Source organism: Streptomyces sp. Act143 (assembly GCF_003143935.1).
Lineage (GTDB): Bacteria > Actinomycetota > Actinomycetes > Streptomycetales > Streptomycetaceae > Streptomyces.
On sequence record NZ_QFRX01000001.1, the window covers coordinates 3,180,784 to 3,206,186 of the forward strand.

A 25,403-nucleotide genomic window follows, 5' to 3' on the forward strand; every position below is an offset into this window, starting at 1 on the left:
GCACGTCGACCACTTTACGGACGCGCCGCCCCGGACGGGAGTCACTCTCACCGACCGCCGCTCATCGGGCCAGGTCAGCGCCCGAAGCTCGCCAGTTTCGCCCGCAGCTGGAGCACCGACTTGGTGTGGATCTGGCTGACCCGGCTCTCGGTCACCCCCAGCACGTTGCCGATCTCCGCGAGGGTCAGCCCCTCGTAGTAGTAGAGCGTGACCACGGTCTTCTCCCGCTCGGGCAGCGTGTTGATCGCCCGCGCCAGGAACCGCCGCAGCTCCCGGTCCTCGGCCACCTCCACCGGGTTGTCGGCGGCGGTGTCCTCCAGCGTGTCCATCACGCTGAGCCCGTCCCCGCTCTCACCCCCGACGTGCAGCAACTCCTCCAGCGCCACCACGTTCGCCAGCGACAACTGGCTGAAGACCGCGTGGAGTTCGTCCACGCCGATCCCCATCTCGGCGGCCACCTCCCCCTCGCTCGGCGTCCGCCGCAGCCGCGCCTCCAGCGTCGCGTACGCCCGCTCGACGTTCCGCGCCTTCTGCCGCACCGACCGCGGAATCCAGTCCAGCGCCCGCAGTTCGTCGATCATCGCGCCCCGGATGCGGGTGATCGCGTACGTCTCGAACTTGATCTCCCGGTCGACGTCGAACTTCTCGATCGCGTCGATGAGCCCGAAGACCCCCGAGGAGACGAAGTCGGCCTGCTCGACATTGGGCGGCAGACCGACGCTCACCCGTCCCGCCACGTACTTCACCAGCGGCGAGTAGTGCAGGATCAGCTGCTCCCGCAGCCGCTCGTCCCCCGTCGCCTTGTACGACCGCCACAGCTCGTCGAGCGTCGAGGGAGCGGGCGGCCGCACGCTGCCACCGTCGCGGGCGGCTGGGGGGACCGCCGCCCGGTCGGACCCGGAGGTGTGCTGGGGCATTCGTCGCCTTGTGCCGTTCTGCCGTGAAGTGGGGCTGCCTGGGTGAGCTGTCGGTCTGATGTGGATCTGGAGTCGGGTTGCCGTTCTGTGCCGGAATCCCCGTGAGCGTAGCGTGACTGGAGTGTCGCGGTGTGCGAAGGAGCGGCCCCGGACCGTGCGCAGATACGTTCCTCCCACCGCCCCGCCGGGTCACGCCGACAACTCAGCGTGACCACGGACAACCCTCAACTGCGGGAATTCCCAAGGCTGTAGGGGTTCCCCCGGACGGCCGAACACGCTCGGTCAACTCAGAGTGCGAGAACCGCGGACGGAGATCATCGCCTGGCGTGTCAACTTCCAGCCGTCGCCGTGTCGTTCGACGTAACCAAGTGCTCGGAGCTCGTACAGTCTCGCGAGCGCGTCGTCCTGGGTGGTCAGCGCTCCGCGCCCGACCTCGGCCACCGTCGCCGCACGGCGTGACGGCAACGCGTCGAGGACGCTCCGGGCGCCGGGTTCGAGCAGGTCGCGCGGGAGCACGGGCCCTCTGCGCTCCGGCGCGAGCTCGCCCATCTCACCGACCACCTCGACGACCTCCTCGGCGTCGGTGACGAGCTCGGCGTCGCCGCGCAGCAGTTCGTGGACCCCGGCGGAGAGCCCGCTGGTCGCCGGCCCGGGCACGCCCATGGTGTGCCGCCCGAGCCGCTGCGCGGCGCGCGCCGTGACGAGCGAGCCGCTCCGGTAGGCCGCCTCGACGACCACGGTGCCCCTGGTCAGCGCGGCGATCACCCGGTTCCGCAGCACGAACCTGCTCGGCGTCGGATGTTCCCCCGGCGGCAACTCCCCCACCACCAGCCCCTGTTCCGCGATCCTGGCGATCAACTCGGTGTGCCCGCGCGGATAGGGCCGGTCGACCCCGCAGGCCAGCACGGCGACGGTGGCACCCCCTGCGCCCAGCGCCCCACGATGGGCGGCCCCGTCGACCCCGTACGCGCCGCCGGAGACGACGACCCACCCGCGCTCGGCGAGCCCGGCGGCGAGGGTGGCCGCCATGTGGGCCCCGTACTCGGTGCAGGCCCGCGCCCCCACCACGGCGACGGACCGCAACGCCCACATCCGCAGACTGGGCCGCCCCCGCACCCACAGCCCGAGCGGCCGGGCGTCCCCCAGATCGTCCAACTGTCCGGGCCACTCCCCGTCCCCCGGGCCCACGAACCGCACCCCCGCACCGGTGGCGGCCGCGAGATCCCCCCGGGGGTCGGCGCGCGCCGCCCGAGCCACCAGCCCGGCCCACCGCTTCCCGCTCACCCCCGGCAACCCGTCCCGCCCGTCCCGCACCCTCCGGGCCACCTCCCCCACCCCGAACTCCCGCACCCACCGCCCGGCGACCTCGTCACCGGGCTCGATGACACGGGTGAGGAAGACCCGGGCGAGCAGTTCGCGGCCCGGGTCACCGTCTCCGTTCACGTGAGCGCCCCGATGGCCATGGGCACGCCCCTGGGGACCCCGGTGCGCAGTTGCAGCGCCAGGGCGACGTCGACGGCATCGGGCCGGTCGTGTCCCAGCAGGTCGGCGACCGTCCACGCAACACGCAGCACCCGGTCGAGCCCCCGGGCCGTCAGCACACCGCGTTCGAGGTTGCGCTCGGCCTCGTCCATCGCGCCGGGCACCGCGTGCCAGCGGCTGCGCAGCTCGCGTCCGGGCACCTCGCTGTTGGTCCGCCACGGGGTGTCGACAAGGCGTGCCGCCGCCCGTTCCCTGGCAGCCCGCACCCGGTCCGCGACCACCGCCGTCGACTCCCCCCTCGCGCCGCGCTGGGCCAGCTGCGCCCGGGTGACACGGTCCACCTCCACCCGCAGGTCGACCCGGTCGAGGAGCGGGCCGGAGAGGCGGGCCTGGTACCGGCGGATCGCCGAGGGCGGGCATTCGCAGAAGTCGTCGGTCTGGGAGAAGCGCCCACAGGGGCACGGATTGGCCGCGAGGACCATCAGGAACTTCGCCGGGAACCGCACCACACCCGCACTGCGGGCGATCACCACGTGCCCCGCCTCCAGGGGCTGTCGCAGTGCGTCCAGGGCCTGACTGTTGAATTCAGGCGTTTCATCCAGAAAAAGCACCCCTCGGTGAGCGAGCGACACCGCGCCGGGCCGGGCGATGCCGGGTCCCCCTCCGACGAGGGCCTGCATGGTGGCCGAGTGGTGTGGCGCGCAGTACGGAGCGACGTCGATCAGCGGCTTGCCCGGCGGCAGCAGCCCGGCCACCGAGTGGACGGCCGTGACCTCGAGCGACTCCTGCCGGGTCAGCCTGGGGAGCACCGCGGGCAGGCGTTCGGCCAGCATCGTCTTGCCGGCGCCCGGCGGCCCCTCCAGGAAGAGATGATGGCCACCGGCCGCCGCGACCTCCACGGCCGTGCGGGCGGAGAGCTGGCCCACGACGTCGGCCAGGTCATGGCCGTGGTCCTGCTGCGCGGCGCCCATGCTGTGCATGCCGGTGGCCGCGCCCGTGCCCGGAACCCGCAGCCCGGCGAGCAGCGGATCGGGACGTCCCTCCTGCTCCGGCTCCTCGTCGGGCACGGGCTCGTCCGCCAGAACGGCGATCAACTGCCGCAGGCTGCGGATGCCCAGCACGGACACGCCCGGCACCAGTGAGGCTTCGGCGGCGGAGCACTCCGGTACGACCACCTGCTCGTAGCCCGCGTCCGCGGCGGCGAGCACCGCCGGCAGGATGCCCCGGACCGGCCTCACCCGTCCGTCCAGGCCCAGTTCTCCGATCATGACGATGTCAGCGAGGACACGAGGATCGATCCGCTCGGACGCGCCGAGCACCGCGCACGCGACGGCGAGATCGAACCCGCTGCCCGCCTTCGGCACCGACGCCGGACTGAGCCCCACCGTCAGCTTCTTCTGCGGCCACTCGGCACCCGAGTTCACCACCGCCGCCCGAACCCGGTCCCTGCTCTCCGTCAGACTCTTGTCCGGCAACCCCACCAACGTGAACGCCGCCACCCCCGGCTCCAGATCCGCCTGGACCTCCACCACGACACCCTCGACGCCCACCAGCGCCACCGAGCACGTCCGCGCGAACCCCATCTCAGGCCACCCCCCGCGCATGCTCGACCACCGGCGCGCCGCGCGCGGGCAGGAGTACACCGACCAGGTCGATGCGGACGCCGCCCGGTGGCGCCCCTCCATGGGCGTGGATCCAGCGTTCGGCGAGGCCCCGCAGGCGCTCCGCCTTCTCGGGGGTCACCGCGGCCATCGGGTGCTCGAAGGCACCCCCCGCACCCGCCCGCCGCGTCTTGACCTCGCAGACGACCAGGACCTCTCCGTCCCGCGCCACGATGTCGATCTCACCGGTCCTGCCACAGCGCCAGTTGCGCTCCAGGACGGTCATCCCGGCCTCCGCCAGCCGCCGCGCGGCCAGCGTCTCGCCGTACTTGCCGAGTGCACTGCGTGCGTTCATGTCGGCACCACCTCCGGCGCCAACGATCACGCAGTCGAGCCACCCTTGTTGATCTTGGTGGACTACTCAGCGGTTGTGGAAAACCCCGTCACTCACAGGCGTCACCCACAGGGCGGACCCCAGAATGGGCCGTCACCCACCCGGCAGCTCCAGGTCGCTCTTGTTCAGCTCCTCGATGTTCACGTCCTTGAACGTGAGCACCCGCACCTGCTTCACGAACCGAGCCGGCCGGTACATGTCCCAGACCCATGCGTCAGCCATCGAGACCTCGAAGAACACCTCGCCCTGGACCGAGTGCACCTGCATCTCGTAGTCGTTGGTCAGGTAGAAGCGCCGCTCGGTCTCGATCACGTACTTGAACAGACCGACGACATCGCGGTACTCGCGATAGAGCTTCAGCTCCATCTCGGTCTCGTACTTCTCGAGGTCCTCGGCGCTCATGGCATGTTCCCCTTCAGCCGTGCGATCCCCCCATTGTGCGCCAGTCCCGTCAGCCCCTAGACGATTTCGGTGTCGAGGGTCACGGGCCCGGCCGGGGGACCTTCGTCGAGCAGCCTGCGGAGCAGCTCGGCGAGTCTGGTCGGATACACCGTCTCATGTGCCCGGGTCAGTTCCTGACACGTCCACCAGCGCGCTCCGGCGACGCTGCGCCGCTCCAGATCGGTCAACGCCGTCGCCGCCGTCACCGTCTGGGTCGTACGGGCCAGGTAGTACCACTCGTCCTGGTCCCAGCGGCGCCCCGCGAACGGGAAGGAGCACATCCGCCGCCACAGCACCGGCCCGAGCTCGACCTCGGTGATTCCGGTCTCCTCGACGAGTTCCCGCAGAGCCGCCTCTTCACGAGTCTCGTCGCCCTCGACCCCGCCGCCGGGCGTGAACCACCAGTCGTCGGCCGGATCGTCCGGCTCATGGCCGTGCAGGAGCAGGATGCGGTCGTCGGGGTCGAGCAGCACCACCCTGGCGACCCTGCGCAGTCCGCCCTCGTAGGTGTCCGCCGATGCCTCAGCGCGCACCCACGGGCTCCGTCCGGGGCCGGGCGGCGCGCCGGTTGCCCAGGCGCTTGGCGATCGGACCGTAGGCACCGCCGCCGAGCACCAGCACCGCGCCGCCCACGATCAGGGCGACGATCGTCCGCAGCGGCCCCGGGGAGGATAGCGCACCGAGCTCCTTGAAGCCGCTCGGCTCCTGGAGCATGCCGTTCATGGGCCATACGACGGCGTCGACGCGGGCCGTCACCGCACTGGCCGCCACCGTGCCGCTCGCGGCGTCGGTGAGGTGGGCCGAGGAGTCCAAGGAGCCCTGCCGTTCGTCACCGAGCAGGAACAGCCGCCCCTTGGGGACCGTCACGGTCGGGATGTTCTTCCACTCGGCCAGGCTGTCCTTGGGCAGATACGGTTCGTCGATCTGCTTGCCGTTGACGGTCAGCTTGCCCTTGGTGCAGCAGGAGACGGTGTCCCCGCCGACCGCGACCACGCGCTTGACCACGGGGGCGTTGCTCACCCAGGTCTTGTCGGTGAAGACGACGACATCGCCCCGGCGGATGTCGGCGGCGTCGATGCGCTGCGCCAGCACCCGGTCGCCGGCGTCGATGGTGGGCGCCATCGAGCTGGTGGGGACGGTGTACGGCCGGTAGACCACCGCTCCCCAGGCGAACCCGCCCAGGAACAGCACCAGGCCCAGCGCGACGGCCAGCCCGGACAGTCGCTGTCCGGTCCGGCTGCCCACCGGGCCCGTGTTGGTGCCACCGCTGCGCGGGGCCGTACGTGTCGTGCTCTCGCCACCCATGGGTCCGCACCCTACCCGGCGGTACCGGAAGCGGTCAGCCCCCTTTGGGCGCCGAGGGCACCGGCTCCGTAAAGGTTTGCCTAGGTCAGCCGGTCGACCTGATCAGCCCGGTGAGCGGGTCAGCCCGGTCGGCATGACAGCCCGGTGAGCAGGTCAGTCAGGTCGGCATGACAGCGCGGTGAGCAGGTCAGTCCGGTGAGCAGGTCAGTCCGGTCAGCGCGTCTCCGCCGGCGCGATCCTGCGCCGCCGCCACAGCACCACCGGCACCGCGCCCGCCAGCGCCAGCCCCTGCGGGGCCACCGTCAGGGCGGTGGACGCCGAGGACTGGGTGTTCAGGCCGTCCTGGTCGAAGGTGTCCGGGACCGGCAGGGTGCCCCAGCGGTTGATCGGCCAGGCCTTCACGATCGCCCGTCCGACGACCTCGTCGACCGGGACCATGCCGTGGTACTTGTCGTCCTGGTTGTAGCGCGAGTCCCGGGAGTTCTGGCGGTGGTCGCCCATGACCCAGATGAAGCCCTTGGGCACCTTCACCTTGAACTGGCCGCCCGCGTCGTCGACCGTGCAGGGCGTGTTGCCGGCGAAGACGTAGTCGCTCTCGTTCAGCGCCTTGCCGTTGACCTTCACCGGGCCGGTGCCCTTGCACTCGACGGTGTCGCCGCCGACGCCGATGACCCGCTTGATGAGGTCCTTCTCCTCCGCCGACGGCATCAGGCCGATCCAGCTGAGGAACGTCTGGACGGCGTTGGGGTCGGCGGTCGGTTCGCCCGCCAGCCACTCGGCGGGGTCGTGGAAGACAACGACCTCACCGCGCTCGGGCTCGGAGCCGAACCACGGCGTCAGCTTGTCGACGAGGACGCGGTCACCCTGCTGGAGGGTGTTCTGCATCGAGTCCGACGGGATCGAGAACGCCTGCACCAGGAACGTCTTGATCAGCAGCGCCAGCACGAGCGCGATACCGATCAGGATCGGCAGCTCCTTCCAGAAGGAACGCTGCTTCTTCGGCGCGGGCTTCGACTCCTCCTGGCCCTCGTCGGTTCTGGTCCCGTCCCCGTCTCCACCGGAGCCGTCGTTCGAGGTCACGACGCTGTCCGCGGCCGGGTCGGCCGCGTCCACGGGGCGTCCGCGGTGCTCCTCGCCGTCGTGTCCGGACCGTGCGCCAACCGCCACATCCCCCACGCCAACTCCTCACTCTGTGCCGCCGCCTGCCCAGGACACGGTGCAGGCCCACCACTCCCATAACGAGCGGGAGTTCCGCAGGGGTCGGGAGCCGGACAAGTCCATTCGGATCGTCGGAGGCAACCCTATGCGACAGCAGGGAAGCAGCGGTCGACCCGGTCGCCGAGTCGGACACCGAAGCGTAGGTTTTCGGCTCCTTCAAGGTGCTCCAGTGACCGAGGGGCCAGGCGATGACCATCGCCCGTCCCACCACCGAGTCCTCGGAGACCGTACCCCCGTAGTCGGTGTCCTGATGCACGCGGGAGTCCGCGGAGTTGGCCCGGTGGTCGCCCATCACCCACAACCGCCCCTGGGGGACGGTGATGTCGAACTGCTGGGTGGAGGGCGCGTTGCCGGGATAGAGGTAGTCCTCGCTGAGCGGGACGCCGTTGACGGTCACCCGCCCTTGGGTGTCACAGCACTTGACGCGGTCGCCGCCGACACCGACGACGCGCTTGATCAGGTCCTTCTCGTTGTCGGACGGCAGCAGACCGATGAAGGTGAGGCCTTCCTTGATCTGCTTGACGACGACGGGGTCCTCTTTCTTCGTCGTCGTCTGCTCGTCCTTGAGCCAGCCGCCGGGGTCCTTGAAGACGACGACGTCGCCGCGCTGCGGCTTGGAGCCGAACCACGGGGTGAACTTGTCGACCAGGACGCGGTCGCCGATCTGGATCGTCTGCTCCATGGAGCCCGACGGGATCACGAAGGCCTGCACCAGGAAGGTCTTCAGCACCAGGGCTATGAGGACGGCGACACCGACGAGAAGCGGTATCTCCTTGACGGCGGAGCGCCTGCGGCGCCGCTTGACCTTGCGCTGGAGCTTGCGGCGCTCCGCGCGCGTACGGCCGCCGGAGGGGCTGGCGGCGCGCCGGGCGCCGGTGGGCAGGAGGTTCTCGGCGGGGCTGCTGGACACTCCGCGCGGTTTGCCGCGGTTACCCATGCGCACCGTCCGCGGCGGGCACGCGCGCGTAGGCGTCGGAGGACCTGAGGCGGGTCCAGTGGGCGGTCGGCCATACGATCCAGTCGGCGCGGCCGATCACCTCGCCGACCGGGATCATGCCGCCGCCGGGCGAGCCCAGGTGGTCGCGGGAGTCGCTGGAGCGGCTGCGGTGGTCGCCGAGGACGAAGAGGGTGCCGTCGGGCACGACGACGTCGAAGGACACCGTCGACGGGCTGTCACCGGGGTACAGGAACGTCGACTCGTCGACCGACCGGCCGTTCACCTCGATCCTCCCCTTCTTGTCGCAGCAGACCACGTGGTCTCCCCCCACCCCCACGACGCGCTTGATGTAGTCCGCATCCCCGAAATACCCGGATCCGTCGAACACGACCACATCCCCGCGGCGCGGCTCGGCACCGAAACGGTACGCCAACTTATTTACGAGAACGCGGTCCCCGATCCTCAATCCGTTTTCCATGGATCCGCTGGGAATCTGGAAGGGTTGCGCCACGAAAGCGTTGAGAAGCAGCAAAAACAGCAGGCAGACCAGCGCACTCAGGGTGATCCGCCCACCGGGGAGCCAGTCGGTGAGCCGCGACAGCAACGCAAAACGCGACCGTTCCTCCTGACCTCCTGTGTCCGAGATCTCCTCGGAATCGGAAGGGCGGGAGGAGCGGTCGCGCTCCGTCTGCTGTGCTTCGGTGTCCATCGGGGCCAGATGCTATCCGGCCCCTCTGTGGAGCCCCGAACGCGAGATCAGTTCTCGCGCTTCTCCTTGATCTTCGCGGCCTTGCCGCGCAGCTCGCGCAGGTAGTACAGCTTCGCGCGACGGACGTCACCGCGGGTGACGAGCTCGATCTTCTCGACGATCGGGGTGTGCACCGGGAAGGTGCGCTCGACGCCGACGGAGAACGAGACCTTGCGGACCGTGAAGGTCTCGCGGACACCGGCGCCCTGGCGACGGATGACTACGCCCTTGAACTGCTGCACACGGGAGCGGTTGCCCTCGATGACGCGGACGTGGACGTTGACGGTGTCACCCGGGCGGAAGGCCGGGATGTCGCTGCGCAGCGACGCGCTGTCGACGGAGTCGAGCAGGTGAGACATTTCGTCTGCTTTCTTCGCCCATGCCACAGGTCATAGGCGGGAGATAGGTGTTTCATGAGGAGCTGTCCGTGTCGGGGCGGGCGTCGTGTCCCCCTGTGGCAGGGGCGCACGCCGGACGACGCACAACAGCGGTCTATTCTTCCACGCCCTCGACCCGACGCCAAAATCGGCCGTACGGCTCCCCCGCCGGGTCCGGCGCCCAGCCCAGGATGGAGAGCATCTCGCGGTCCTTCTTGTCGAAGGCCTTGGGGTCGCAGCGCTCGATGAGGTCGGGCCGGTGGGCCGTGGTGCGCTTGAGGGCCTCGTCGCGTCGCCAGCGGGCGATCTTCCCGTGGTGGCCGCTGAGCAGCGTCTCCGGGATCTCCCGGCCGCGCCAGGCGGGCGGCTTGGTGTAGACGGGGCCTTCCAGGAGGTTCGCCATGGCGCCGGGCGCGAAGGAGTCGTCCCGGTGGGACTCGGCGTTGCCGAGGACGCCGGGCAGCAGCCGCGCCACGGCCTCGGTGATGACCAGGACGGCCGCCTCGCCGCCGGCGAGGACGTAGTCGCCGATGGACACCTCGTAGACGGGCATGCGGGTGGCGTACTCGTCGATGACCCGGCGGTCGATGCCCTCGTAGCGGGCCGGGGTGAAGACCAGCCAGGGCCGCTCGGAGAGCTCGACGGCGAGTTCCTGGGTGAAGGGGCGTCCGCTGGGCGTCGGGACGATGAGGGCGGGCGCGTGGGAGCCCGTCTCGTAGCCGTCGGCCAGCACGGAGTCCAGCGCGTCCCCCCAGGGTTCGGTCTTCATGACCATGCCCGGGCCGCCGCCGTAGGGGGTGTCATCGACGGTGTTGTGCCGGTCGTACGTCCACGCGCGCAGGTCGTGCACCTGGACGTTGAGCTGTCCACGCGCGCGTGCCTTGCCGACGAGGGAGACGTTGAGGGGTTCGAGGTACTCGGGGAAGATCGTGACGACGTCGAGTCTCATGCGCTGTCGTCCCTGGACGAGGCGATCTCGGCCCGGTCGTCGATCAGCCCGGGCGGCGGCGTGATGACCGCCTTCTGCTCCTCCAGGTCGATCTCGGTGACGATCTCCGCCACGAACGGGATCATCACCTCACTGCCGTCGGGCCGCTCCACGATGAAGAGGTCCTGCGAGGGCAGGTGCGAGATCTCGGTGATCCGGCCGACCTCCACGCCGTCCGCGGTGACCACGTCCAGGTCGATCAGCTGGTGGTCGTAGTACTCGTCCTCGTCCTCCGGCAGCTCCTCCGGGTCGACCTCGGCGATCAGGAGGGTGTTGCGGAGGGCCTCGGCGGCGGTGCGGTCCTTGACGCCCTCGAAGCGCAGGAGGAGCCGGCCGCTGTGGACCCGGCCGGTCTCGATGGTGAGGGGGCCGGTGGCGGCGGGATCGGTGGCGAGCACGGCGCCGGGAGCGAGCCTGAGCTCCGGCTCGTCGGTCCGGACCTCGACGGTGACCTCGCCCTTGATGCCGTGGGCACGGCCGATGCGAGCGACTACGAGCTGCACTTTTCGAAGATCTCCTGATCGATCGTACGTACGACTACGGGCCGGGGACGGCACAGAGGCCCTCCCCGGCCCGAGCCGGTGCTGCGTTGTGACGTCAGCGGACGTGGTCCACGTCGACGAGGTCGACGCGGACACCGCGACCGCCGATGGCGCCCACGACGGTGCGCAGAGCGCGCGCGGTGCGGCCGTTGCGGCCGATCACCTTGCCGAGGTCGTCGGGGTGGACCCGGACCTCGAGCACGCGTCCGCGGCGCAGGTTGCGGGATGCGACCTGCACATCGTCAGGGTTGTCGACGATGCCCTTCACGAGGTGCTCGAGAGCCTCCTCGAGCATGCTCAGGCCTCGGTCGACTCGGACTCGGCCGCGGCCTCGTCCTTCTTCTCAGCCTTCTTCTTCTGGGTGATGGCCTCACCCTTGCCCTCGTCGTCGCCACCAAGGGCCTCGAACGAGGGGCGCGCCTTCTTGGGCTCGGCGACGAGCAGCGGAGCCGGGGCGGGCTCGCCCTTGAACTTCTGCCAGTCGCCGGTCTTCTTCAGGATGGCGAGCACGGGCTCGGTCGGCTGCGCGCCGACACCCAGCCAGTAGGCGACGCGCTCGGCGTCGACCTCGATGCGCGACGGGTTCTGCACCGGGTGGTACAGACCGATCTCCTCGATCGCACGGCCGTCACGGCGAGTGCGGGAGTCGGCGACGACGATGCGGTAGTGAGGCGAACGGATCTTGCCCAGACGCTTCAGCTTGATCTTGACTGCCACGGGAGTGGGTTCTCCTGGTTTTGACGTGGTTGGGCACGGCGAGAAAGCCGCGTGGGGTTGCGGTACCCGAGTGCCCGACGGACGCGTCAGCCGGAGGAGAGAGGGGTCCTGTGCGGCTGTCGAGTACAGCTAGCCATTGTGCCACACCCCGCGGGTCGCGTCGGACCGAGGCTGCCGTGGGGCATGCCTGACGGGCACCCGGCGCTTCGGGTGCCCGTCAGGCATGCCCCACGGCGCTGCTCCCGGCACCCACGAGATGCCGGCACCGCGCGTGGCTACGCCGCCCCGACGACCTCCGGGATGCGGAACGGCTTGCCGCATCCGCCGCACATGATCGGCGCCTGCGCCAGCACCGACGGGACGACCCGTACGTTGCGGCCGCAGTCGCAGACGGCCTTCACTCGCACTCCGCCGCCGGACGAGCCGTGCCGGGCGGCCGGGCCGCGGAAGGTGCTGGAGGTGTCGGCGGAGGTGGCCGCCGTGTGCGCCTTCAGGGCGCGGTGGAGGCGGTCGATCGTCGGCCGGTAGCGGCGCTTCGCCTCGGGGTTGAGGGTGACCAGCGAGAAGCCGCTGCTCGGGTGCGGCTCGTCGGGGTGGTCCAGGCCCAGTTCCTCGGCGATCGCGAGGAATCTGCGGTTGTGGTAGCGGCCGGCGCGGGAGGTGTCACGGACGCCGCGGGCGGCGGCGATCCCATGGACTGCCTCATGGAGCAGTCGCTCGAAGGAGAGTTCGTGCCCGCACGCGGACGACGACTCCCCGATCAGGGACTCTGGCGCGGCGAGGTCCGGCAGCTCGGGGTGGTACCGCTGAATGTCGGCCCACGCCTGCGCCAGCTCGGCGGCGAGAACAGGTGGTGTCTGTGTCGTGCTCACGTAATGACAACGAGCCGGAGGGCTCCAGTGTTCCGATTCCGGGGCATCCCAAATAATTTGCACGTACCCGTCAGTTGCCGCTGATGCGTCCTGACGAGGGCGGGTGCGCTGATCTGCGGAGAAGCCTCACAGCTCCTACCAAGGCGGTACGTAGTCCGATATACGCCCCGGCGCGTAGACGGTGTCCGCGCGCCGGGGCGAGTGAGGTCCGCGGATGCGCAAGAGGCGTTTCGGTCGCTCTCCCGCCGGAAGGGCGCTACCTCAGTAAGCGCATGCGACGACCGCGACGTTACCCGGCGCTCGCCCGCCGTCCGGCACCGCCCCGTCCCCAGCGACCAGACGCCTTACGGTCACCGCGTGCCCAACCGGCCTGACCTCGCCTTCCCGTACGAGGAGGTGGACGGCGCGCGGTCCCACGTTGCCGGAATGTGAAATCTCGTCACCGGCACCGCCGAGCCGCAAGCGGGGCCCTACGGCCTCTGGACGTGGGGACGGACGCGGAGTTTGCTGGGCAATGCGGGGGGAGTGCGAGCGCATGTCACGGGGGCCATGGAAACGGGCACAGGGGCAACTCTCGGCGGATTGGGGCGCTTTCGATGACACCTACGCTCGTGCGGCAGCACCTGGCTCACGGGGGAGCAGCAGCCCGCGTGGACTCAGGAGCACGCGCGCGTGACTGGTCCGAGATCCAGGAGCGGATGCTGGTCCCGCTCTACGAGGCCGTCTACGAGCGACTCGATGTGGGCGACGGCACCAGGCTTCTGGGCCTGGGCTGCGGCAGCGGTCTGGCCCTCCTCATGGCCGCCTCCAGAGGGGCCGCGGTCACCGGCGTCGAAGCCTCCCGCCCGGAACGGCTGGCCCTGGCCCGGGAGCGGCTGCTTCCCGAGGCGTGGGGCGCACGCGCGCGTGGGGACACGCGGTTGATCGAGGGCGCACCACAGGACGCGGCCGACGCGGAGACGCCCGCGTACACCCTGGTGACCGCTTTCGAGCCCATCGGGTGTCTGGCGGGCGACTCGGAGGGGCTCGGCGAGCTGTTGCAGGCAGCGACCCCGCTCGCCGAGCGCGGGGCGCCCGTGGTGCTCGCCGGCTGGGGTCCGCCGGAACGTTGCGCCACGTCGTCCGTGCTGCGGGTGGCCACCAAGCTGGCCGATCCGCTGCGCAGCGCGGGCAGTTGGCGCCCCGCCCTTCGCGACGACCTGGAGGAGGTCGCGCAGCGGTCGGGGCTGAAGCCGGACGGCTCCGGGCGGGTGGCGTGCCCCTTCGGGTACGCGGACCTGGACAACGCCGTCAAGGGCCTGTTGTCGACCGGCCTCTTCGACGCGGCGATCGCCGCGACGGACCAGGCGCAGGTCGACAAGGAGCTGGCGGAGGCACTCCATCCGTACCAGCGGCGGGACGGGACGGTGTGGATGCCGAACGTGTTCAGGTATCTCATCGCGCGCGTGCCGTGAACAACATGGCCTGAACCGGGCGCTGCGGCCCGCCGCCCGCTTCGTTGCACAGGGTCCGTTTCCCCTGCGCACAGGAGCTGTTGTGCCCTTCCGCAAGACCGCGCTGCCCCTCGCCCTCGTCGCCCTCACCCTCACCGCCGGCTGCGGCGGCGGGGACGACGGCGTCGACGCGAAGAGCCCGGCGAAGTCGTCACCGTCGGCCACTGAAGCGCTCGCCCCCGGCGAGAGCGTCACGGGCAAGGTCGCCGAGGACCCCGGCACGGTCACGTACACGATCGCGGCCCGGAAGGTCGACGTCGGCACCGAGGCCGAGGCGCTCAAGGCGGTGTCGGAACCGGCGAAGGCCAAGGGCCTGGTGCTGGCCACCGCCCATGTCACGTACACCCACCAGGGCGGCCCGGCCCTCACCGACTCCCCCGAGGTCGGTGACGGCACCACGCTCTTCGCGGACGGGCAGCGCGGCGCGATCCTCATCGGCGCCGCCGAGGACGCCGCGGGCTGCGAGGACCCGTACGACGTGGAGAGCTGGAAGGAGGGCGAGAGCCACACGTTCTGCGAGACGTATCTCGTGCCCGCGCACGCCAGGAACGTGGAGGTCCACTGGTCGGAGAAGGACGACGAGCCGTACGTCTGGGCCTTCCCGCAGGCCTAGGCCTCGTCCTTCGTCAGCCGGGTGATCCCCGCGATCCGGTACGCGTCCGCCTCCTCCAGCGTCTCGTTCTCCAGCAGGGCCCGGGCGAGGGCGTCCAACTGGCCGCGGTGGTCGCGGAGTTTGCGGCAGGCCTCCTCGTAGCAGTCGTCGACGATGCGGCGCATCTCGCCGTCGATCACATCGAGGGTCTGCGGGGCGGCCGAGAGCCCGTAGGCCTGCTGGGCGTCGTTGGGCAGCGCCGAGAGCCTGCCCACCCGTTCGCTCATGCCCCAGCGCGCGACCATGCCGCGCGCGATGTTGGTGACCTGTTCCAGGTCGTTCTCCGCGCCGGTCGTGATCACGCCGTACACGACCTGCTCGGCGGCCATGCCGCCCAGGGCGCCGATGATCCGGCCGCGCAAGTACTCCTCGGTGTAGGCGTACTTGTCGGCGTCCGGCGTCGACAGCGTCACGCCCAGCGCCCGCCCGCGCGGCACGATCGTGATCTTGCGGACCGGGTCGGCGCCCGGCTGCAACATGCCCAGCAGGGCGTGACCGCTCTCGTGATAGGCAGTGCGGCGGCGCTCCTCCTCGGGCATCACCAGCGGGCGTTCGGCGCCGAGCTGGACCTTCTCCAGCGCCTCCGAGAGGTCGGTCTGCGTCACCGTCTCCTGTTTGCGCTTGACCGCGAGGAGGGCGGCCTCGTTGGCGAGGTTGGCGAGTTCGGCGCCGGTCATGCCCGGGGTCGTGCGGGCCACCTGGGCGAGGTCCACGCCGGCGGCCAGCGGGATCTGCCGGGTGTGGATCTCCAGGATCGCCTCGCGCCCGCCCCGGTCGGGCGGCGAGACCTGTACGACCCGGTCGAAGCGGCCGGGGCGGGTCAGGGCGGGGTCCAGGATGTCGGCGCGGTTGGTGGCCGCGATGACGATGACTCCCTCGGAGCCGGAGAAACCGTCCATCTCGGTGAGGATCTGGTTGAGGGTCTGCTCGCGCTCGTCGTGGCCGCCCATGCCGGAGCCGCCGCCGCGGGCCCGGCCGATGGTGTCGATCTCGTCGATGAAGATGATCGACGGGGCCACCTTGCGGGCCTCGGCGAACAGCTCCCGCACACGTGAGGCACCGACGCCCACGATCATCTCGATGAACTCCGAGGCGGACGCCGAGAAGAACGGCACGTCCGCCTCACCGGCCACCGCGCGCGCCAGCAGCGTCTTGCCGGTGCCGGGCGGCCCCGCGAGCAGCACGCCGCGCGGCATCTTCGCGCCCATCCGGCGATAGGCGTCGGGGTTCTTCAGGAAGTCGACGACGTCGTTGAGCTCGCCCTCGACCTCGTCGATGCCGGCCACGTCCGCGAAGGTCGTGCGCTTCTCCCCCGCCTCGATCGGTTTGGGCGGCGCCTTGCGGCCGAGCATGCCGCCCGCGCCGCCGAGCCCCGCGCTCATCCGCCGCGCGATGAAGATCCACAGCACGATCAGCAGCAGCATCGGGGCCAGCGAGATCAGCAGGTTGGCCAGAAAGCTGCGGTGCTGGACGACGGGTTCCGCCGTGACCGTGACGTTGTGCTTGGTCAGATCCTCCCAGAGCTGGTCGTCCGCGAAGGTCGGCCGCTCGGTGTTGAACTTGGTGTACTTGCCGTCGCCCTCCGGGTTGTCCTGCTCCTTCTTGAGCTGGCCCTGGATCGCGTCGCCCTTGGCGTAGATCTTGCTGACGTTCCCGGCGTCGACCTGCTTGCTGAACTCGGTGTACGAAATCGTCGGCTCGTCGCCCTCGTTGAAGAAGGACAGCACGAGGTTGGCGATCAGGAACACGACGAGCGCGGTGACGACCAGGCTCCACCAGCCGCCGCGCGGCCTGCGCCCACCGGGGGACGGCTTCTGCGGCTCCTCCGGGGTGCCCTCGGTACGCCAGAGCTGGTCCGGGGACTTGCGAGGCGGCGCAGGGTTGGTCATATCCGGACGTTACGACAGGAAAGCCGCGCCGGCATGCCCGCTTACGACGCCGGGGGCACCCCTCCGCAGAGGGGCGCCCCCAGGGACGTACGACAGGCCGGGACCGTCAGCCCATGAACTTCTTGAACTCGTCCGGCAGCTCGAAGTCCTGCGGAGCCTGCTGGCCCGGCACACCGAAGGCGTTGCCGCCCTGAGCGGCGGCGGCGCGGCGTGCGGCCTCCTCCTGCTCCTGCTGCTTGCGCTTCATCGGGTTGCCGGAGCGCTGCTTGCCCTTGGCCTTCTTGGGCTGCTTCTTGGCGCGGCCGGGACCGCCACCCATGCCCGGCATCCCGGGCATCCCCGGCATGCCGCCGCCCTGGGCCATGCGGGACATCATCTTGCGGGCCTCGAAGAACCGCTCGACCAGGCCCTTGACCGCGCTGACCTCGACGCCGGAACCCTTGGCGATACGGGCGCGACGGGAGCCGTTGATGATCGTCGGGTCCTGGCGCTCGCCCGGCGTCATCGACTTGATGATCGCGGCGGTGCGGTCGACGTCCCGCTCGTCGAGGTTGTTGATCTGGTCCTTGATCTGCCCCATGCCGGGCAGCATCCCGAGCAGCTTGCTGATGCTGCCCATCTTCCTGACCTGCTCCATCTGGGCCAGGAAGTCGTCCAGGGTGAAGTCCTGGCCCTTCTTGGACGCCAGCTTGGAGGCCATCTTCTCGGCCTCTTCCTGGCTGAACGTCTTCTCCGCCTGCTCGATCAGGGTGAGCAGGTCACCCATGTCGAGGATGCGGGAGGCCATCCGGTCAGGGTGGAAGGCGTCGAAGTCGTCGAGCTTCTCGCCGTTGGAGGCGAACATGATCGGCTTGCCGGTGATCTGCCGGATCGACAGGGCGGCACCACCGCGGGCGTCGCCGTCGAGCTTGGAGAGCACCACGCCGTCGAAGCCGACGCCGTCGCGGAAGGCCTCGGCGGTGTTGACCGCGTCCTGACCGATCATCGCGTCGACGACGAAGAGGATCTCGTCGGGAGAGACGGCGTCACGGATGTCCGCGGCCTGCTGCATCATCTCCTGGTCGATACCGAGGCGGCCCGCGGTGTCGACGATGACGATGTCGTGGACCTTGGACTTCGCGAAGTCGATGGAGTCCTTGGCGACCTTGACCGGGTCACCGACGCCGTTGCCCGGCTCCGGCGCGTAGACGGCGACGCCGGCGCGGTCGGCGACGACGCTGAGCTGGTTCACGGCGTTGGGGCGCTGGAGGTCGGCGGCGACCAGCAGCGGGGAGTGGCCCTGGCCCTTGAGCCAGGCGCCGAGCTTGCCCGCGAGGGTCGTCTTACCGGCACCCTGGAGACCGGCCAGCATGATGACGGTCGGCGGCTGCTTGGCGAAGCGCAGGCGCCGGGTCTCGCCGCCGAGGATCGTGACGAGCTCGTCGTTGACGATCTTCAGGACCTGCTGGGCGGGGTTCAGCGCCCGCGAGACCTCGGCCCCGAGGGCACGCTCCTTGACGTTCTTGATGAACGTCCGGACGACCGGCAGAGCCACGTCCGCTTCGAGCAGCGCGATACGGATCTCGCGCGCGGTGGCGTCGATGTCCGCCTCGCTCAGACGCCCCTTGCCGCGCAGATTCTTGAAGGTCGCTGAGAGGCGGTCGGAGAGAGTATCGAACACGGCGGCGTCGGTCCTCGGAGTCGGGGGCAGTATGAGCGTCCTCCAGGGTATCCCGGCGCGGCAGGTCGCCGGGATCCCCCGTCAGCCCCGCAACGTCTCCTCCAGCTTCCGCGTCACCGAGGCCGCCTCGTCGCCGGGCAGCGGGGCGCCCTCGGGGCCGGTGACGTAGAAGGCGTCGACGGCGTTGGCGCCCAGCGTCGAGACGTGCGCGCTGCGCACGCGCACGCTCGCGTCCTCCAGCGCCCGCCCGATCCGGAACAGCAGCCCGGGGGCGTCCTGGGCGCGTACCTCGATGACCGTGGCCAGCCGGGAGGCGGCCGGTGCGACCGTCACGCGTGGCGGCGGCGCGACGACGCCCCGGCGGCGCGGATAGGCGGCGTCCCGCTCGGCGAGGCGCCCCGCGATGTCCAGCGACCCGTCCAGCGCCCGCACCAGATCCGCCCGCAGCCGGGCGGCCTGCGGCAGGGAGCCGTACTCGGCCGCCACCCGCCAGTTCAGCAGCAGCACCGAGCCCTCGACGCCGTCCGGCAGGTCCAGGGCCCGCAGCTCCGCGGTGCGGACGGTCAGGCGGTGCATCGCCAGCACACCGGCCACCGCCGGGAGCACGCCCGGCTGATCCGGTACGGCGATCAGCAGTTCCACGCCCAGCGGCTCGGGGTCCCCGGAGGGCTCCTCCCCCGTCGGCGGCTCGGTCTGGGCCCGCAGCGACAGCACCGGGCTGCCGGTCGCGACCGCCTCGATCGCCAGCCGCTCCTGCTCCGCCGTGGGTGCGGCGGCCTCCGGCTCGTCGAGTTCGTCCCCGGCGAGCACGGCCGCGACCCGCTTCACCAGGTCGGCGACGAGCGAACCCCGCCACGACGACCAGGCCGCCGGTCCGGTGGCCAGCGCGTCCGCCTCGGTCAGGGCGTGCAGCAGCTCCAGCGTGGACTGCGTGCCGACCGCCTCCGCGACCGACCGGACCGTCTCCGGGTCCTCCAGGTCACGCCGGGTGGCGGTGTCGATGAGGAGGAGGTGGTGCCGGACGAGAGCGGCCAGTACGGCGACGTCCTCGCGGTCGAAGCCGATGCGGGCGGCCACGTCCTTCGCGATGATCTCGCCGGCCACCGAGTGGTCGCCGGGCCAGCCCTTGCCGATGTCGTGCAGCAGCGCGGCGACCAGCAACAAGTCCGGCCTGTGCACCCGCCGCGTGAATTCCGAGGCCCGCACCGCCGTCTCGATCAGGTGCCGGTCGACGGTCCAGATGTGCACGGCGTTGCGCTGCGGCCGGCAGCGCACCCGCTCCCAGTCGGGCAGCAGCCGGGTGATCAGTCCCTCCGCCTCCAGCGCCTCCCAGACGTCGATCGTCGGGGCGCCGGAGCCGAGCAGCGTCACGAGCTGTTCGCGCGCCTCCGCGGGCCAGGGTGTGGGCAGGGCGCGCGCGTGGGCCGCCATGCGCCGTACGGCGTGCAGCGAGAGCGGCAGTCCGGCCTGCGCGGCGGCCGCGGCGGCGCGCAGCGGCAGGACGGGGTCGCGCTCGGGGCGGGCGGCGCGGGCGAGCACCACCTCGCCGTCCATCTCGACCACGCCCTCGGCCAGCGGCGACCGCTCCGCAACGGGTTTCCCGCCACCGAGCATGGCGCGCAACCGCGGTCGCACGGACCGCGACCTGAGCACCCGCCCCACCTCGCGCCAGGTGACATCACTGGCGTACGACACGACCCGCGCCGCCTCGTACACCTGCCGCAGCAGCGTGTCCGCGTCGAGGAGGCCGAGCTCGGCGGCGACCTGGTCCTGTTCCTGGAGCGCGAGCCGGTCGGTGGCCCGCCCGGTGGTGAGGTGCAGCGCGTCGCGGACGTCGAGGAGCCGGCGCCGGGCGTCGTCGAGGCCCTCGCGCGGGGCGTCGGCCAGCCAGGAGGCGGCGACGGCGCGCAGCGCGGTGGCGTCCCTGAGGCCACCGCGGGCTTCCTTCAGGTCCGGCTCCAGCAGGTACTGCAACTCGCCCTGGCGTTCGGCGCGTTCGGCGCAGAGTTCCTGGAGTTCGGGGAGGCGCTTGGGCGCCTGGTTGCGCCAGTCGGCGAGGACGGCGGTCCGCAGCCCGGCCGTCAGGCCGAGGTCGCCGGCGATGTGCCGGGCGTCCAGCAGGCCGAGCTGGACCTTCAGGTCCTCGCCCGCGGTCTTGCGGGCCTCGGCCGGGGTCCGTACGGAGTGGTCGAGGGCGAGGCCGAGGTCCCAGACGGGGTACCAGATGCGGTCGGCGAGGGCGGCGACCGCGCCGGAGTCGCCGCCGTCGTGCAGCAGGAGCAGGTCCAGGTCGCTGCGCGGGGAGAGCTCGCCGCGGCCGTAGCCGCCGACGGCGACCAGGGAGACACCGCGCAGCCCCTCGGCGCCCGCCGCGAAGAGTCCGGTCAGCCAGTCGTCGGTCAGCTCCGACAGGGCCGAACGGCGCGGCGGCCCGGACTGCGCCCCCTCGGTGAGGAGACGCAGCCGGGCCGCCGCATAGCCGCTGGGTCCCGAGTCCTCTGCTTCTTTACGCACGTCCGTACTCGACACCCAGCAGCTCCTGTTCTTTTCCGTCAGAGCGCGTCGGGACCGCGCTCGCCGGTCCGGACCCGTACGGCCGTCTCGACCGGCAGGGACCAGACCTTGCCGTCACCGATCTTGCCGGTGCGGGCGGCCTTGACGATGACGTCGATCAGCTGCTCGGCGTCGTCGTCCTCGGCCAGGACCTCGATGCGGATCTTCGGGACCAGGTCGACGGTGTACTCGGCACCGCGGTAGACCTCGGTGTGGCCCCGCTGACGACCGTAACCGCTCGCCTCGGTGACCGTCAGGCCGTGCACCCCGAAGGCCTGGAGGGCTTCCTTGATCTCGTCGAGCCGGTGGGGCTTGACGACTGCGGTGATGAGCTTCATGCGTCCACCTTCTTGCTCGCAGCGGCGGCGGCCGGGGCGGCGACGGCGGCCTTGGCGGCACCGCCACCGGCGCCGCTGAAGTCGTATGCCGTCTCGGCGTGCTCGGCCTGGTCGATACCGGAGATCTCCTCGTCCTCGCTGACCCGCATGCCGATGGTCTTGTCGAGGAGGAAGGCGAGGATCGCGGAGGCGATCAGGGAGTAGGCGAGGACCGCGAAGACACCGGCGCACTGCTTCCAGAACTGGTCCAGGCCGCCGCCGTAGAAGAGGCCCTCGACGTCGGACTGGCCCTTGCCGCTGGCGAAGAAGCCGATCAGCAGGGAGCCGATGACACCGCCGACCATGTGGACGCCGACGACGTCGAGCGAGTCGTCGTAGCCGAACTTGTACTTCAGGCCGACCGCCATGGCGCACACGACACCGGCGATGACACCGACGCAGATCGCGCCGATCGGGGTGACCGCACCACCGGAGGGGGTGATGGCGACCAGACCGGCGACCGCGCCGGAGGCGGCGCCCAGCGTGGTGAACGCGCCGTGCCGGATCTTCTCGTAGAGCAGCCAGCCGAGCATGGCGGCGGCGGTGGCGATCTGGGTGTTGACGAACATCAGCGAGCCGACGCCGTCGTCGTTGCCCAGCCACGAGCCGGCGTTGAAGCCGAACCAGCCGAACCACAGCAGACCGGCACCGAGCATGACCAGCGGGAGGCTGTGCGGGCGCATCGGGTCCTTCTTGAAGCCGACGCGCTTGCCGATGACCAGGATGACGCCCAGCGCCGCGGCACCGGCGTTGATGTGGACCGCCGTACCACCGGCGAAGTCGATCACCCCGAGCTCGAAGGCCCAGCCGCCGGTGCCCCAGACCCAGTGGGCGACCGGGAAGTAGACGACCGTCGCCCACAGGACGACGAACAGCGACCAGGCGCTGAACTTCACGCGGTCGGCGATCGCACCGCTTATCAGGGCGGGCGTGATGATGGCGAACATCATCTGGAAGACGGCGAAGGCGAAGACCGGGATGGTGTACCCGGACCAGATGTCGCCCTTGTCGATGCCCGTCCAGCCGAAGAAGTCGCTCTCCCAGCCGATGAGCGAGCCGTGGTCCGTCCCGAACGCCATGGAGAAGCCGTACAGCACCCACAGGATGGTGACGATCCCCATGCTGATGAAGCTCATCATCAGCATGTTCAGGGTGCTCTTGACGCGGACCATGCCTCCGTAGAAGAAGGCCAGGCCCGGGGTCATGATCAGCACCAGGGCGGAACAGATGAGCATGAAACCTGTGTTGGCCACCGACAGCTTGTCTGCGGCGAGCGTGATGGCTGGTGCCATCGGCGTCTCCTCGTCGTTGGTACGGCCCCGTGCGGGCGAAGCCTGAGCGGATTGAGGGGTGGGCCGGTTATGCGCCATGAGATTGGCGCAGCGCGGTTTCGGTGGAAGCCCCTCGTTGTTTCGCCGCCGTGACGAAGGCGCCGGGCGTGTTACGCGTCGATGAACTGCCGGATGTTCGCCGGATGGATCGTTATCGTGGCGCAACCTTCGGTGAAGGAAAGAAACCGGCCGCGGGCGGCCTTCCGATGACCTGGCATGGGGGAGCCGAGTCGGGCAGTTCGGGAGGGCCGGCCGCGGCCGGGGTTCAGGGATTCCCTGGGGGTGTCAGACGGCCTCGGCCGTCTCCGGGAGCTCGATGGCGAGCTTGTCGGTGAGATCGACGACCTCGGCGAGATCACCGAAGTCGCGTACGGCCGTGTCGACCGTCTTTCGAATACGAGTGTTCACACGCTCGGAGCGGACCTTCTTGGCGATGACCATGGCCTGCTCCGCCAGTACCGTGCTCCGCTCGGGCTCGCGCTGGAGCAGGTGCACGGTGGCCATGCCGATCAGGTTGAGTGCGTACGACCGCTGGTGCTCATGGTCCTTGGCGAAAAGGTCCACCGCCCGCTGCATCAGCGGCTCGGCCAGGGAGGCGTACGTCGGGCTGCGGCCCGCGACGTAGGCGAGGTCACGGTAGGAGTGGGAGTTCTCGCCGTGCAGCTCGGCCTCGGAGAAGAAGCGGATCCAGTCGGGGTCCGGCTCGTCCCACTCGTCGGCGTCGGCGAAGGTGTCCTCGGCCATCCGGACGGCGCGCTTGCACTTGCCGGGCTGGCCCATGTTCGCGTAGGCGCGGGCCTCCATCGCATACAGCATCGCCTGGGTCCGCGGACTCGCGCAGTCCCGGCTGCCGTACTGCGCGAGATGGATCAGCTCCAGGGCGTCCTCGGGCCGGCCGAGGTGGATCATCTGGCGGCTCATGCTGGACAGGACGTACGAGCCGAGCGGCTTGTCGCCGGCCTCCTTGGCGGCGTGCAGCGCGAGGACGAAGTACTTCTGCGCGGTGGGCTGGAGCCCCACGTCGTACGACATCCAGCCGGCGAGCTCGGCCAGCTCGGCGGCGACCTTGAACAGCTTGCGGGTGGTGGTCTCGGGCTGGGGTTCCTGGAGGAGGTCGGTCACCTCGTGCAGCTGGCCGACGACCGCCTTGCGGCGCAGGCCACCGCCGCACTGGGCGTCCCACTGCCGGAACATCACGGTGGTGGATTCGAGGAGGTCCAGCTCGGGCTTGGAGAGCCGGCCGCCCCGGCGGGCCGTGGCGGGCGGTTCGGGTTCGTGGTGCGCGGCGGACGGGCTGGGGACGAGCCAGCGCTGCATGGGCTCGATGAGGGACGGGCCCGCGGAGAGGGCCAGCGAGGTCCCGAGGAAGCCGCGCCGCGCCAGCATGAGGTCGCTGCGCGAGAACTCGCTGAGCAGTGCCACGGTCTGCGGGCCCGTCCAGGGCAGGTCGACCCCGTGTGCGGAGGGTGACTGGCGGGCGGCGCGCAGCCCCAGGTCCTCGACCGAGACCACGCAGCCGAACCGCTCGGAGAACAGTTCCGACAGGATGCGGGGGATCGGTTCACGGGGGTTCTCGCCGTCCAGCCAGCGGCGGACGCGCGAGGTGTCGGTCGAGATGTGATGGGCGCCCAACTGGCGGGCCCGGCGGTTGACTTGGCGGGCAAGCTCGCCCTTCGACCAGCCGCTGCGCACGAACCACGAGGTGAGCAGCTCATTGGGACGCTTGTCGCCGTTCGCCGCGCTGCCGGCGCCCGTTCCGCTTCCGCCGTTGCCGCTCACTGGAACGCCCCCATCCCTGAGACCACTTGTCGCTGAGTGCGCCAAGCCCTATCAGAATGCCGGTAAATACGGCTTCCTGTCCGACGGTTGTCACCCTTCGAACGGGATACCGACTTGCCTCCGGCATACCCACGAGTGCATGTGCCCCCAGGACTCGTGCACTCAAAGTAATCCTACGATCACCCCTCCAGCCATGGCGATCCCGGAAACGCCACCATTCGCCACCCCTTCGAATGAACTCACGGTCGCCCACACGCGATTCACTTGACATAGGACGGCCGGGAGTGGGCGGAGCGGTGCACTCAGGGGCGCACGCCGCCGGGCGCACCACCGGGGGCGCATCCGGGCGCGGGGTGGACGTTCGACGTACCGCTCAGGTCACTTTCCGTACCCGTCTCGTAACCACCGGTGTGCTGGACCCGTTGGAGGGGGCATGGGCTTCACGATCGGCAGTAGTCGGGGCATTCGCGACATCCGCCCCTCCTCGCGCCGCCGCGGCCGCTCGTCGGAGTGCACCGCCGTGGCAGAGTTCACCGGCCTGTGGGGCTGGGACGTGGTCCCGGGCGCCCGGGCCGCCGCGGGCGCCTGTTCCTGCGGCCACTCCGACTGCCGGGCGCCGGGCGCGCACCCGCTGGACTTCGCGCCGGAGGTGCCCGCGGGCGCGACGCTGGACGAGGTGACCGGCGCCTGGTCCGAGTTCCCGGGCGCCTCGGTGATGCTGCCGGTCGGCCGGGCCTTCGACGTGATCGAGGTGGCCGAGCCCGCGGGGCGCCGGGCGCTGGTCCGCCTGGAGCGCATGGGCCTCCCCCTCGGCCCGGTCACCGCGACTCCCGAAGGCCGCGCCCACTTCTTCGTCGCTCCCGGCGCCGCCGCCGAACTCCCCGAACTCCTCTACCGCATGGGCTGGGACGACCCGACCTCCCTGGACCTGCGCGGCCTGGGCCCGGGCACGTACATCACGGCGCCCTCTTCGGACCGGGGCGGCCTGGGCCCGGTGCGCTGGCTGCGCCCACCGGCCCTGGACTCGGCGACGAAGCCGCCGGCGGCGCGACTGCTGCTGGGGACGCTGGCCTACGTCGCGCATCGGTCGCGGGCGTAGGCGCACGGGCACCGAAAAGCGAAGTGCCCGC

General features: G+C 70.7%; 24 protein-coding genes and 1 pseudogene. 3 read left to right on the forward strand and 22 right to left on the reverse strand.

Annotated elements, in window-relative coordinates:
- Positions 1-74: 74 nt before the first annotated feature.
- The 16 genes and pseudogenes from whiG to DI272_RS14165 form a co-directional block, all read right to left on the reverse strand.
- Positions 75-917, reverse strand: coding sequence for an RNA polymerase sigma factor WhiG (whiG, locus tag DI272_RS14090; protein WP_109495715.1), 843 nt, complete (start codon positions 915-917; stop codon positions 75-77).
- A 282-nt stretch (positions 918-1,199) separates the two neighbouring features.
- Positions 1,200-2,360, reverse strand: coding sequence for a DNA-processing protein DprA (dprA, locus tag DI272_RS14095; RefSeq protein WP_109495716.1), 1,161 nt, complete (start codon positions 2,358-2,360; stop codon positions 1,200-1,202).
- A complete protein-coding gene (locus DI272_RS14100; protein WP_109495717.1) occupies positions 2,357-3,982 on the reverse strand; it encodes a YifB family Mg chelatase-like AAA ATPase in 1,626 nt (541 codons plus the stop codon). The genes dprA and DI272_RS14100 overlap by 4 nt, the downstream gene beginning before the upstream one ends.
- A 1-nt stretch (position 3,983) precedes the next feature.
- Positions 3,984-4,355, reverse strand: a complete 372-nt coding sequence (locus DI272_RS14105) for a YraN family protein (protein ID WP_181387181.1) — start codon at positions 4,353-4,355, stop codon at positions 3,984-3,986.
- A 132-nt stretch (positions 4,356-4,487) separates the two neighbouring features.
- Complete coding sequence (locus tag DI272_RS14110) at positions 4,488-4,796, reverse strand: DUF2469 domain-containing protein (RefSeq protein ID WP_003965949.1); 309 nt, start codon at positions 4,794-4,796, stop codon at positions 4,488-4,490.
- 56 nt (positions 4,797-4,852) lie between these two features.
- A complete protein-coding gene (locus DI272_RS14115; protein WP_109495719.1) occupies positions 4,853-5,368 on the reverse strand; it encodes an NUDIX hydrolase in 516 nt (171 codons plus the stop codon).
- Positions 5,358-6,140 carry a signal peptidase I gene (lepB, locus tag DI272_RS14120; RefSeq protein WP_109495720.1) on the reverse strand — a complete coding sequence of 261 codons (783 nt, stop codon included), beginning with the start codon at positions 6,138-6,140 and terminating at the stop codon, positions 5,358-5,360. The genes DI272_RS14115 and lepB (DI272_RS14120) overlap by 11 nt, the downstream gene beginning before the upstream one ends.
- A 213-nt stretch (positions 6,141-6,353) precedes the next feature.
- Positions 6,354-7,316 (reverse strand): signal peptidase I, encoded by a 963-nt coding sequence (gene lepB, locus DI272_RS14125; RefSeq protein WP_109495721.1) that lies wholly within the window; start codon positions 7,314-7,316, stop codon positions 6,354-6,356.
- Positions 7,213-8,295: pseudogene (gene lepB / locus DI272_RS14130) on the reverse strand (signal peptidase I); the annotation flags it as partial. The pseudogene lepB (DI272_RS14130) and the gene lepB (DI272_RS14125), both read right to left, overlap by 104 nt.
- Positions 8,288-9,004, reverse strand: a complete 717-nt coding sequence (gene lepB / locus DI272_RS14135) for a signal peptidase I (protein ID WP_109495722.1) — start codon at positions 9,002-9,004, stop codon at positions 8,288-8,290. The gene lepB (DI272_RS14135) and the pseudogene lepB (DI272_RS14130), both read right to left, overlap by 8 nt.
- A gap of 47 nt (positions 9,005-9,051) precedes the next feature.
- Positions 9,052-9,402 carry a 50S ribosomal protein L19 gene (gene rplS, locus DI272_RS14140; protein WP_053848457.1) on the reverse strand — a complete coding sequence of 117 codons (351 nt, stop codon included), beginning with the start codon at positions 9,400-9,402 and terminating at the stop codon, positions 9,052-9,054.
- A gap of 133 nt (positions 9,403-9,535) precedes the next feature.
- Positions 9,536-10,369, reverse strand: coding sequence for a tRNA (guanosine(37)-N1)-methyltransferase TrmD (trmD, locus tag DI272_RS14145; protein ID WP_109495723.1), 834 nt, complete (start codon positions 10,367-10,369; stop codon positions 9,536-9,538).
- Complete coding sequence (gene rimM / locus DI272_RS14150) at positions 10,366-10,911, reverse strand: ribosome maturation factor RimM (protein ID WP_109495724.1); 546 nt, start codon at positions 10,909-10,911, stop codon at positions 10,366-10,368. The genes trmD and rimM overlap by 4 nt, the downstream gene beginning before the upstream one ends.
- A gap of 94 nt (positions 10,912-11,005) precedes the next feature.
- Positions 11,006-11,245, reverse strand: a complete 240-nt coding sequence (locus DI272_RS14155; protein ID WP_003973401.1) for an RNA-binding protein — start codon at positions 11,243-11,245, stop codon at positions 11,006-11,008.
- A gap of 2 nt (positions 11,246-11,247) precedes the next feature.
- Positions 11,248-11,667, reverse strand: coding sequence for a 30S ribosomal protein S16 (rpsP, locus tag DI272_RS14160; protein ID WP_059198036.1), 420 nt, complete (start codon positions 11,665-11,667; stop codon positions 11,248-11,250).
- A gap of 275 nt (positions 11,668-11,942) precedes the next feature.
- Complete coding sequence (locus tag DI272_RS14165) at positions 11,943-12,539, reverse strand: hypothetical protein (protein ID WP_109495725.1); 597 nt, start codon at positions 12,537-12,539, stop codon at positions 11,943-11,945.
- A 596-nt stretch (positions 12,540-13,135) separates the two neighbouring features.
- Here DI272_RS14165 and DI272_RS14170 point away from each other — a divergent pair.
- Together DI272_RS14170 and DI272_RS14175 are read left to right on the forward strand one after the other, a co-directional pair.
- On the forward strand, positions 13,136-13,993 hold the full coding sequence (locus DI272_RS14170) for an SAM-dependent methyltransferase (protein ID WP_109495726.1): 858 nt from the start codon (positions 13,136-13,138) through the stop codon (positions 13,991-13,993).
- An 82-nt stretch (positions 13,994-14,075) separates the two neighbouring features.
- On the forward strand, positions 14,076-14,645 hold the full coding sequence (locus DI272_RS14175) for a hypothetical protein (protein WP_109495727.1): 570 nt from the start codon (positions 14,076-14,078) through the stop codon (positions 14,643-14,645).
- On the opposite strand, the gene ftsH is transcribed toward DI272_RS14175, so the two are convergent.
- The 6 genes from ftsH to DI272_RS14205 form a co-directional block, all read right to left on the reverse strand.
- Positions 14,642-16,573 (reverse strand): ATP-dependent zinc metalloprotease FtsH, encoded by a 1,932-nt coding sequence (ftsH, locus tag DI272_RS14180; RefSeq protein ID WP_109495728.1) that lies wholly within the window; start codon positions 16,571-16,573, stop codon positions 14,642-14,644. The two genes, DI272_RS14175 and ftsH, sit on opposite strands and share 4 nt — an antisense overlap.
- A 106-nt stretch (positions 16,574-16,679) precedes the next feature.
- Positions 16,680-18,233, reverse strand: a complete 1,554-nt coding sequence (gene ffh / locus DI272_RS14185; protein ID WP_109495729.1) for a signal recognition particle protein — start codon at positions 18,231-18,233, stop codon at positions 16,680-16,682.
- Between the two features lie 81 nt (positions 18,234-18,314).
- On the reverse strand, positions 18,315-20,762 hold the full coding sequence (locus tag DI272_RS14190; protein WP_109495730.1) for a [protein-PII] uridylyltransferase: 2,448 nt from the start codon (positions 20,760-20,762) through the stop codon (positions 18,315-18,317).
- A gap of 23 nt (positions 20,763-20,785) precedes the next feature.
- On the reverse strand, positions 20,786-21,124 hold the full coding sequence (locus tag DI272_RS14195) for a P-II family nitrogen regulator (RefSeq protein ID WP_003997576.1): 339 nt from the start codon (positions 21,122-21,124) through the stop codon (positions 20,786-20,788).
- Positions 21,121-22,455 carry an ammonium transporter gene (locus DI272_RS14200; RefSeq protein WP_109495731.1) on the reverse strand — a complete coding sequence of 445 codons (1,335 nt, stop codon included), beginning with the start codon at positions 22,453-22,455 and terminating at the stop codon, positions 21,121-21,123. Before DI272_RS14200 ends, DI272_RS14195 begins: the two co-directional genes overlap by 4 nt.
- Before the next feature lie 324 nt (positions 22,456-22,779).
- A complete protein-coding gene (locus DI272_RS14205) occupies positions 22,780-24,273 on the reverse strand; it encodes a hypothetical protein (RefSeq protein WP_109495732.1) in 1,494 nt (497 codons plus the stop codon).
- 433 nt (positions 24,274-24,706) lie between these two features.
- On the opposite strand from DI272_RS14205, the gene DI272_RS14210 reads away from it, so the two are divergent.
- Positions 24,707-25,372 (forward strand): bifunctional DNA primase/polymerase, encoded by a 666-nt coding sequence (locus DI272_RS14210; protein WP_109495733.1) that lies wholly within the window; start codon positions 24,707-24,709, stop codon positions 25,370-25,372.
- The last annotated feature ends 31 nt before the right edge of the window (positions 25,373-25,403 follow it).

Bases quoted from the DNA above. Each gene is read 5' to 3' on its own strand.
- whiG (WP_109495715.1), bottom strand. From the start codon at position 917: ATGCCCCAGCACACCTCCGGGTCCGACCGGGCGGCGGTCCCCCCAGCC.
- DI272_RS14100 (WP_109495717.1), bottom strand. From the start codon at position 3,982: ATGGGGTTCGCGCGGACGTGCTCGGTGGCGCTGGTGGGCGTCGAGGGT.
- DI272_RS14105 (WP_181387181.1), bottom strand. From the start codon at position 4,355: ATGAACGCACGCAGTGCACTCGGCAAGTACGGCGAGACGCTGGCCGCG.
- DI272_RS14110 (WP_003965949.1), bottom strand. From the start codon at position 4,796: ATGAGCGCCGAGGACCTCGAGAAGTACGAGACCGAGATGGAGCTGAAG.
- lepB (WP_109495720.1), bottom strand. From the start codon at position 6,140: ATGGGTGGCGAGAGCACGACACGTACGGCCCCGCGCAGCGGTGGCACC.
- lepB (WP_109495722.1), bottom strand. From the start codon at position 9,004: ATGGACACCGAAGCACAGCAGACGGAGCGCGACCGCTCCTCCCGCCCT.
- rplS (WP_053848457.1), bottom strand. From the start codon at position 9,402: ATGTCTCACCTGCTCGACTCCGTCGACAGCGCGTCGCTGCGCAGCGAC.
- trmD (WP_109495723.1), bottom strand. From the start codon at position 10,369: ATGAGACTCGACGTCGTCACGATCTTCCCCGAGTACCTCGAACCCCTC.
- DI272_RS14155 (WP_003973401.1), bottom strand. From the start codon at position 11,245: ATGCTCGAGGAGGCTCTCGAGCACCTCGTGAAGGGCATCGTCGACAAC.
- DI272_RS14170 (WP_109495726.1), top strand. From the start codon at position 13,136: ATGACACCTACGCTCGTGCGGCAGCACCTGGCTCACGGGGGAGCAGCA.
- ftsH (WP_109495728.1), bottom strand. From the start codon at position 16,573: ATGACCAACCCTGCGCCGCCTCGCAAGTCCCCGGACCAGCTCTGGCGT.
- DI272_RS14195 (WP_003997576.1), bottom strand. From the start codon at position 21,124: ATGAAGCTCATCACCGCAGTCGTCAAGCCCCACCGGCTCGACGAGATC.
- DI272_RS14200 (WP_109495731.1), bottom strand. From the start codon at position 22,455: ATGGCACCAGCCATCACGCTCGCCGCAGACAAGCTGTCGGTGGCCAAC.
- DI272_RS14210 (WP_109495733.1), top strand. From the start codon at position 24,707: ATGGGCTTCACGATCGGCAGTAGTCGGGGCATTCGCGACATCCGCCCC.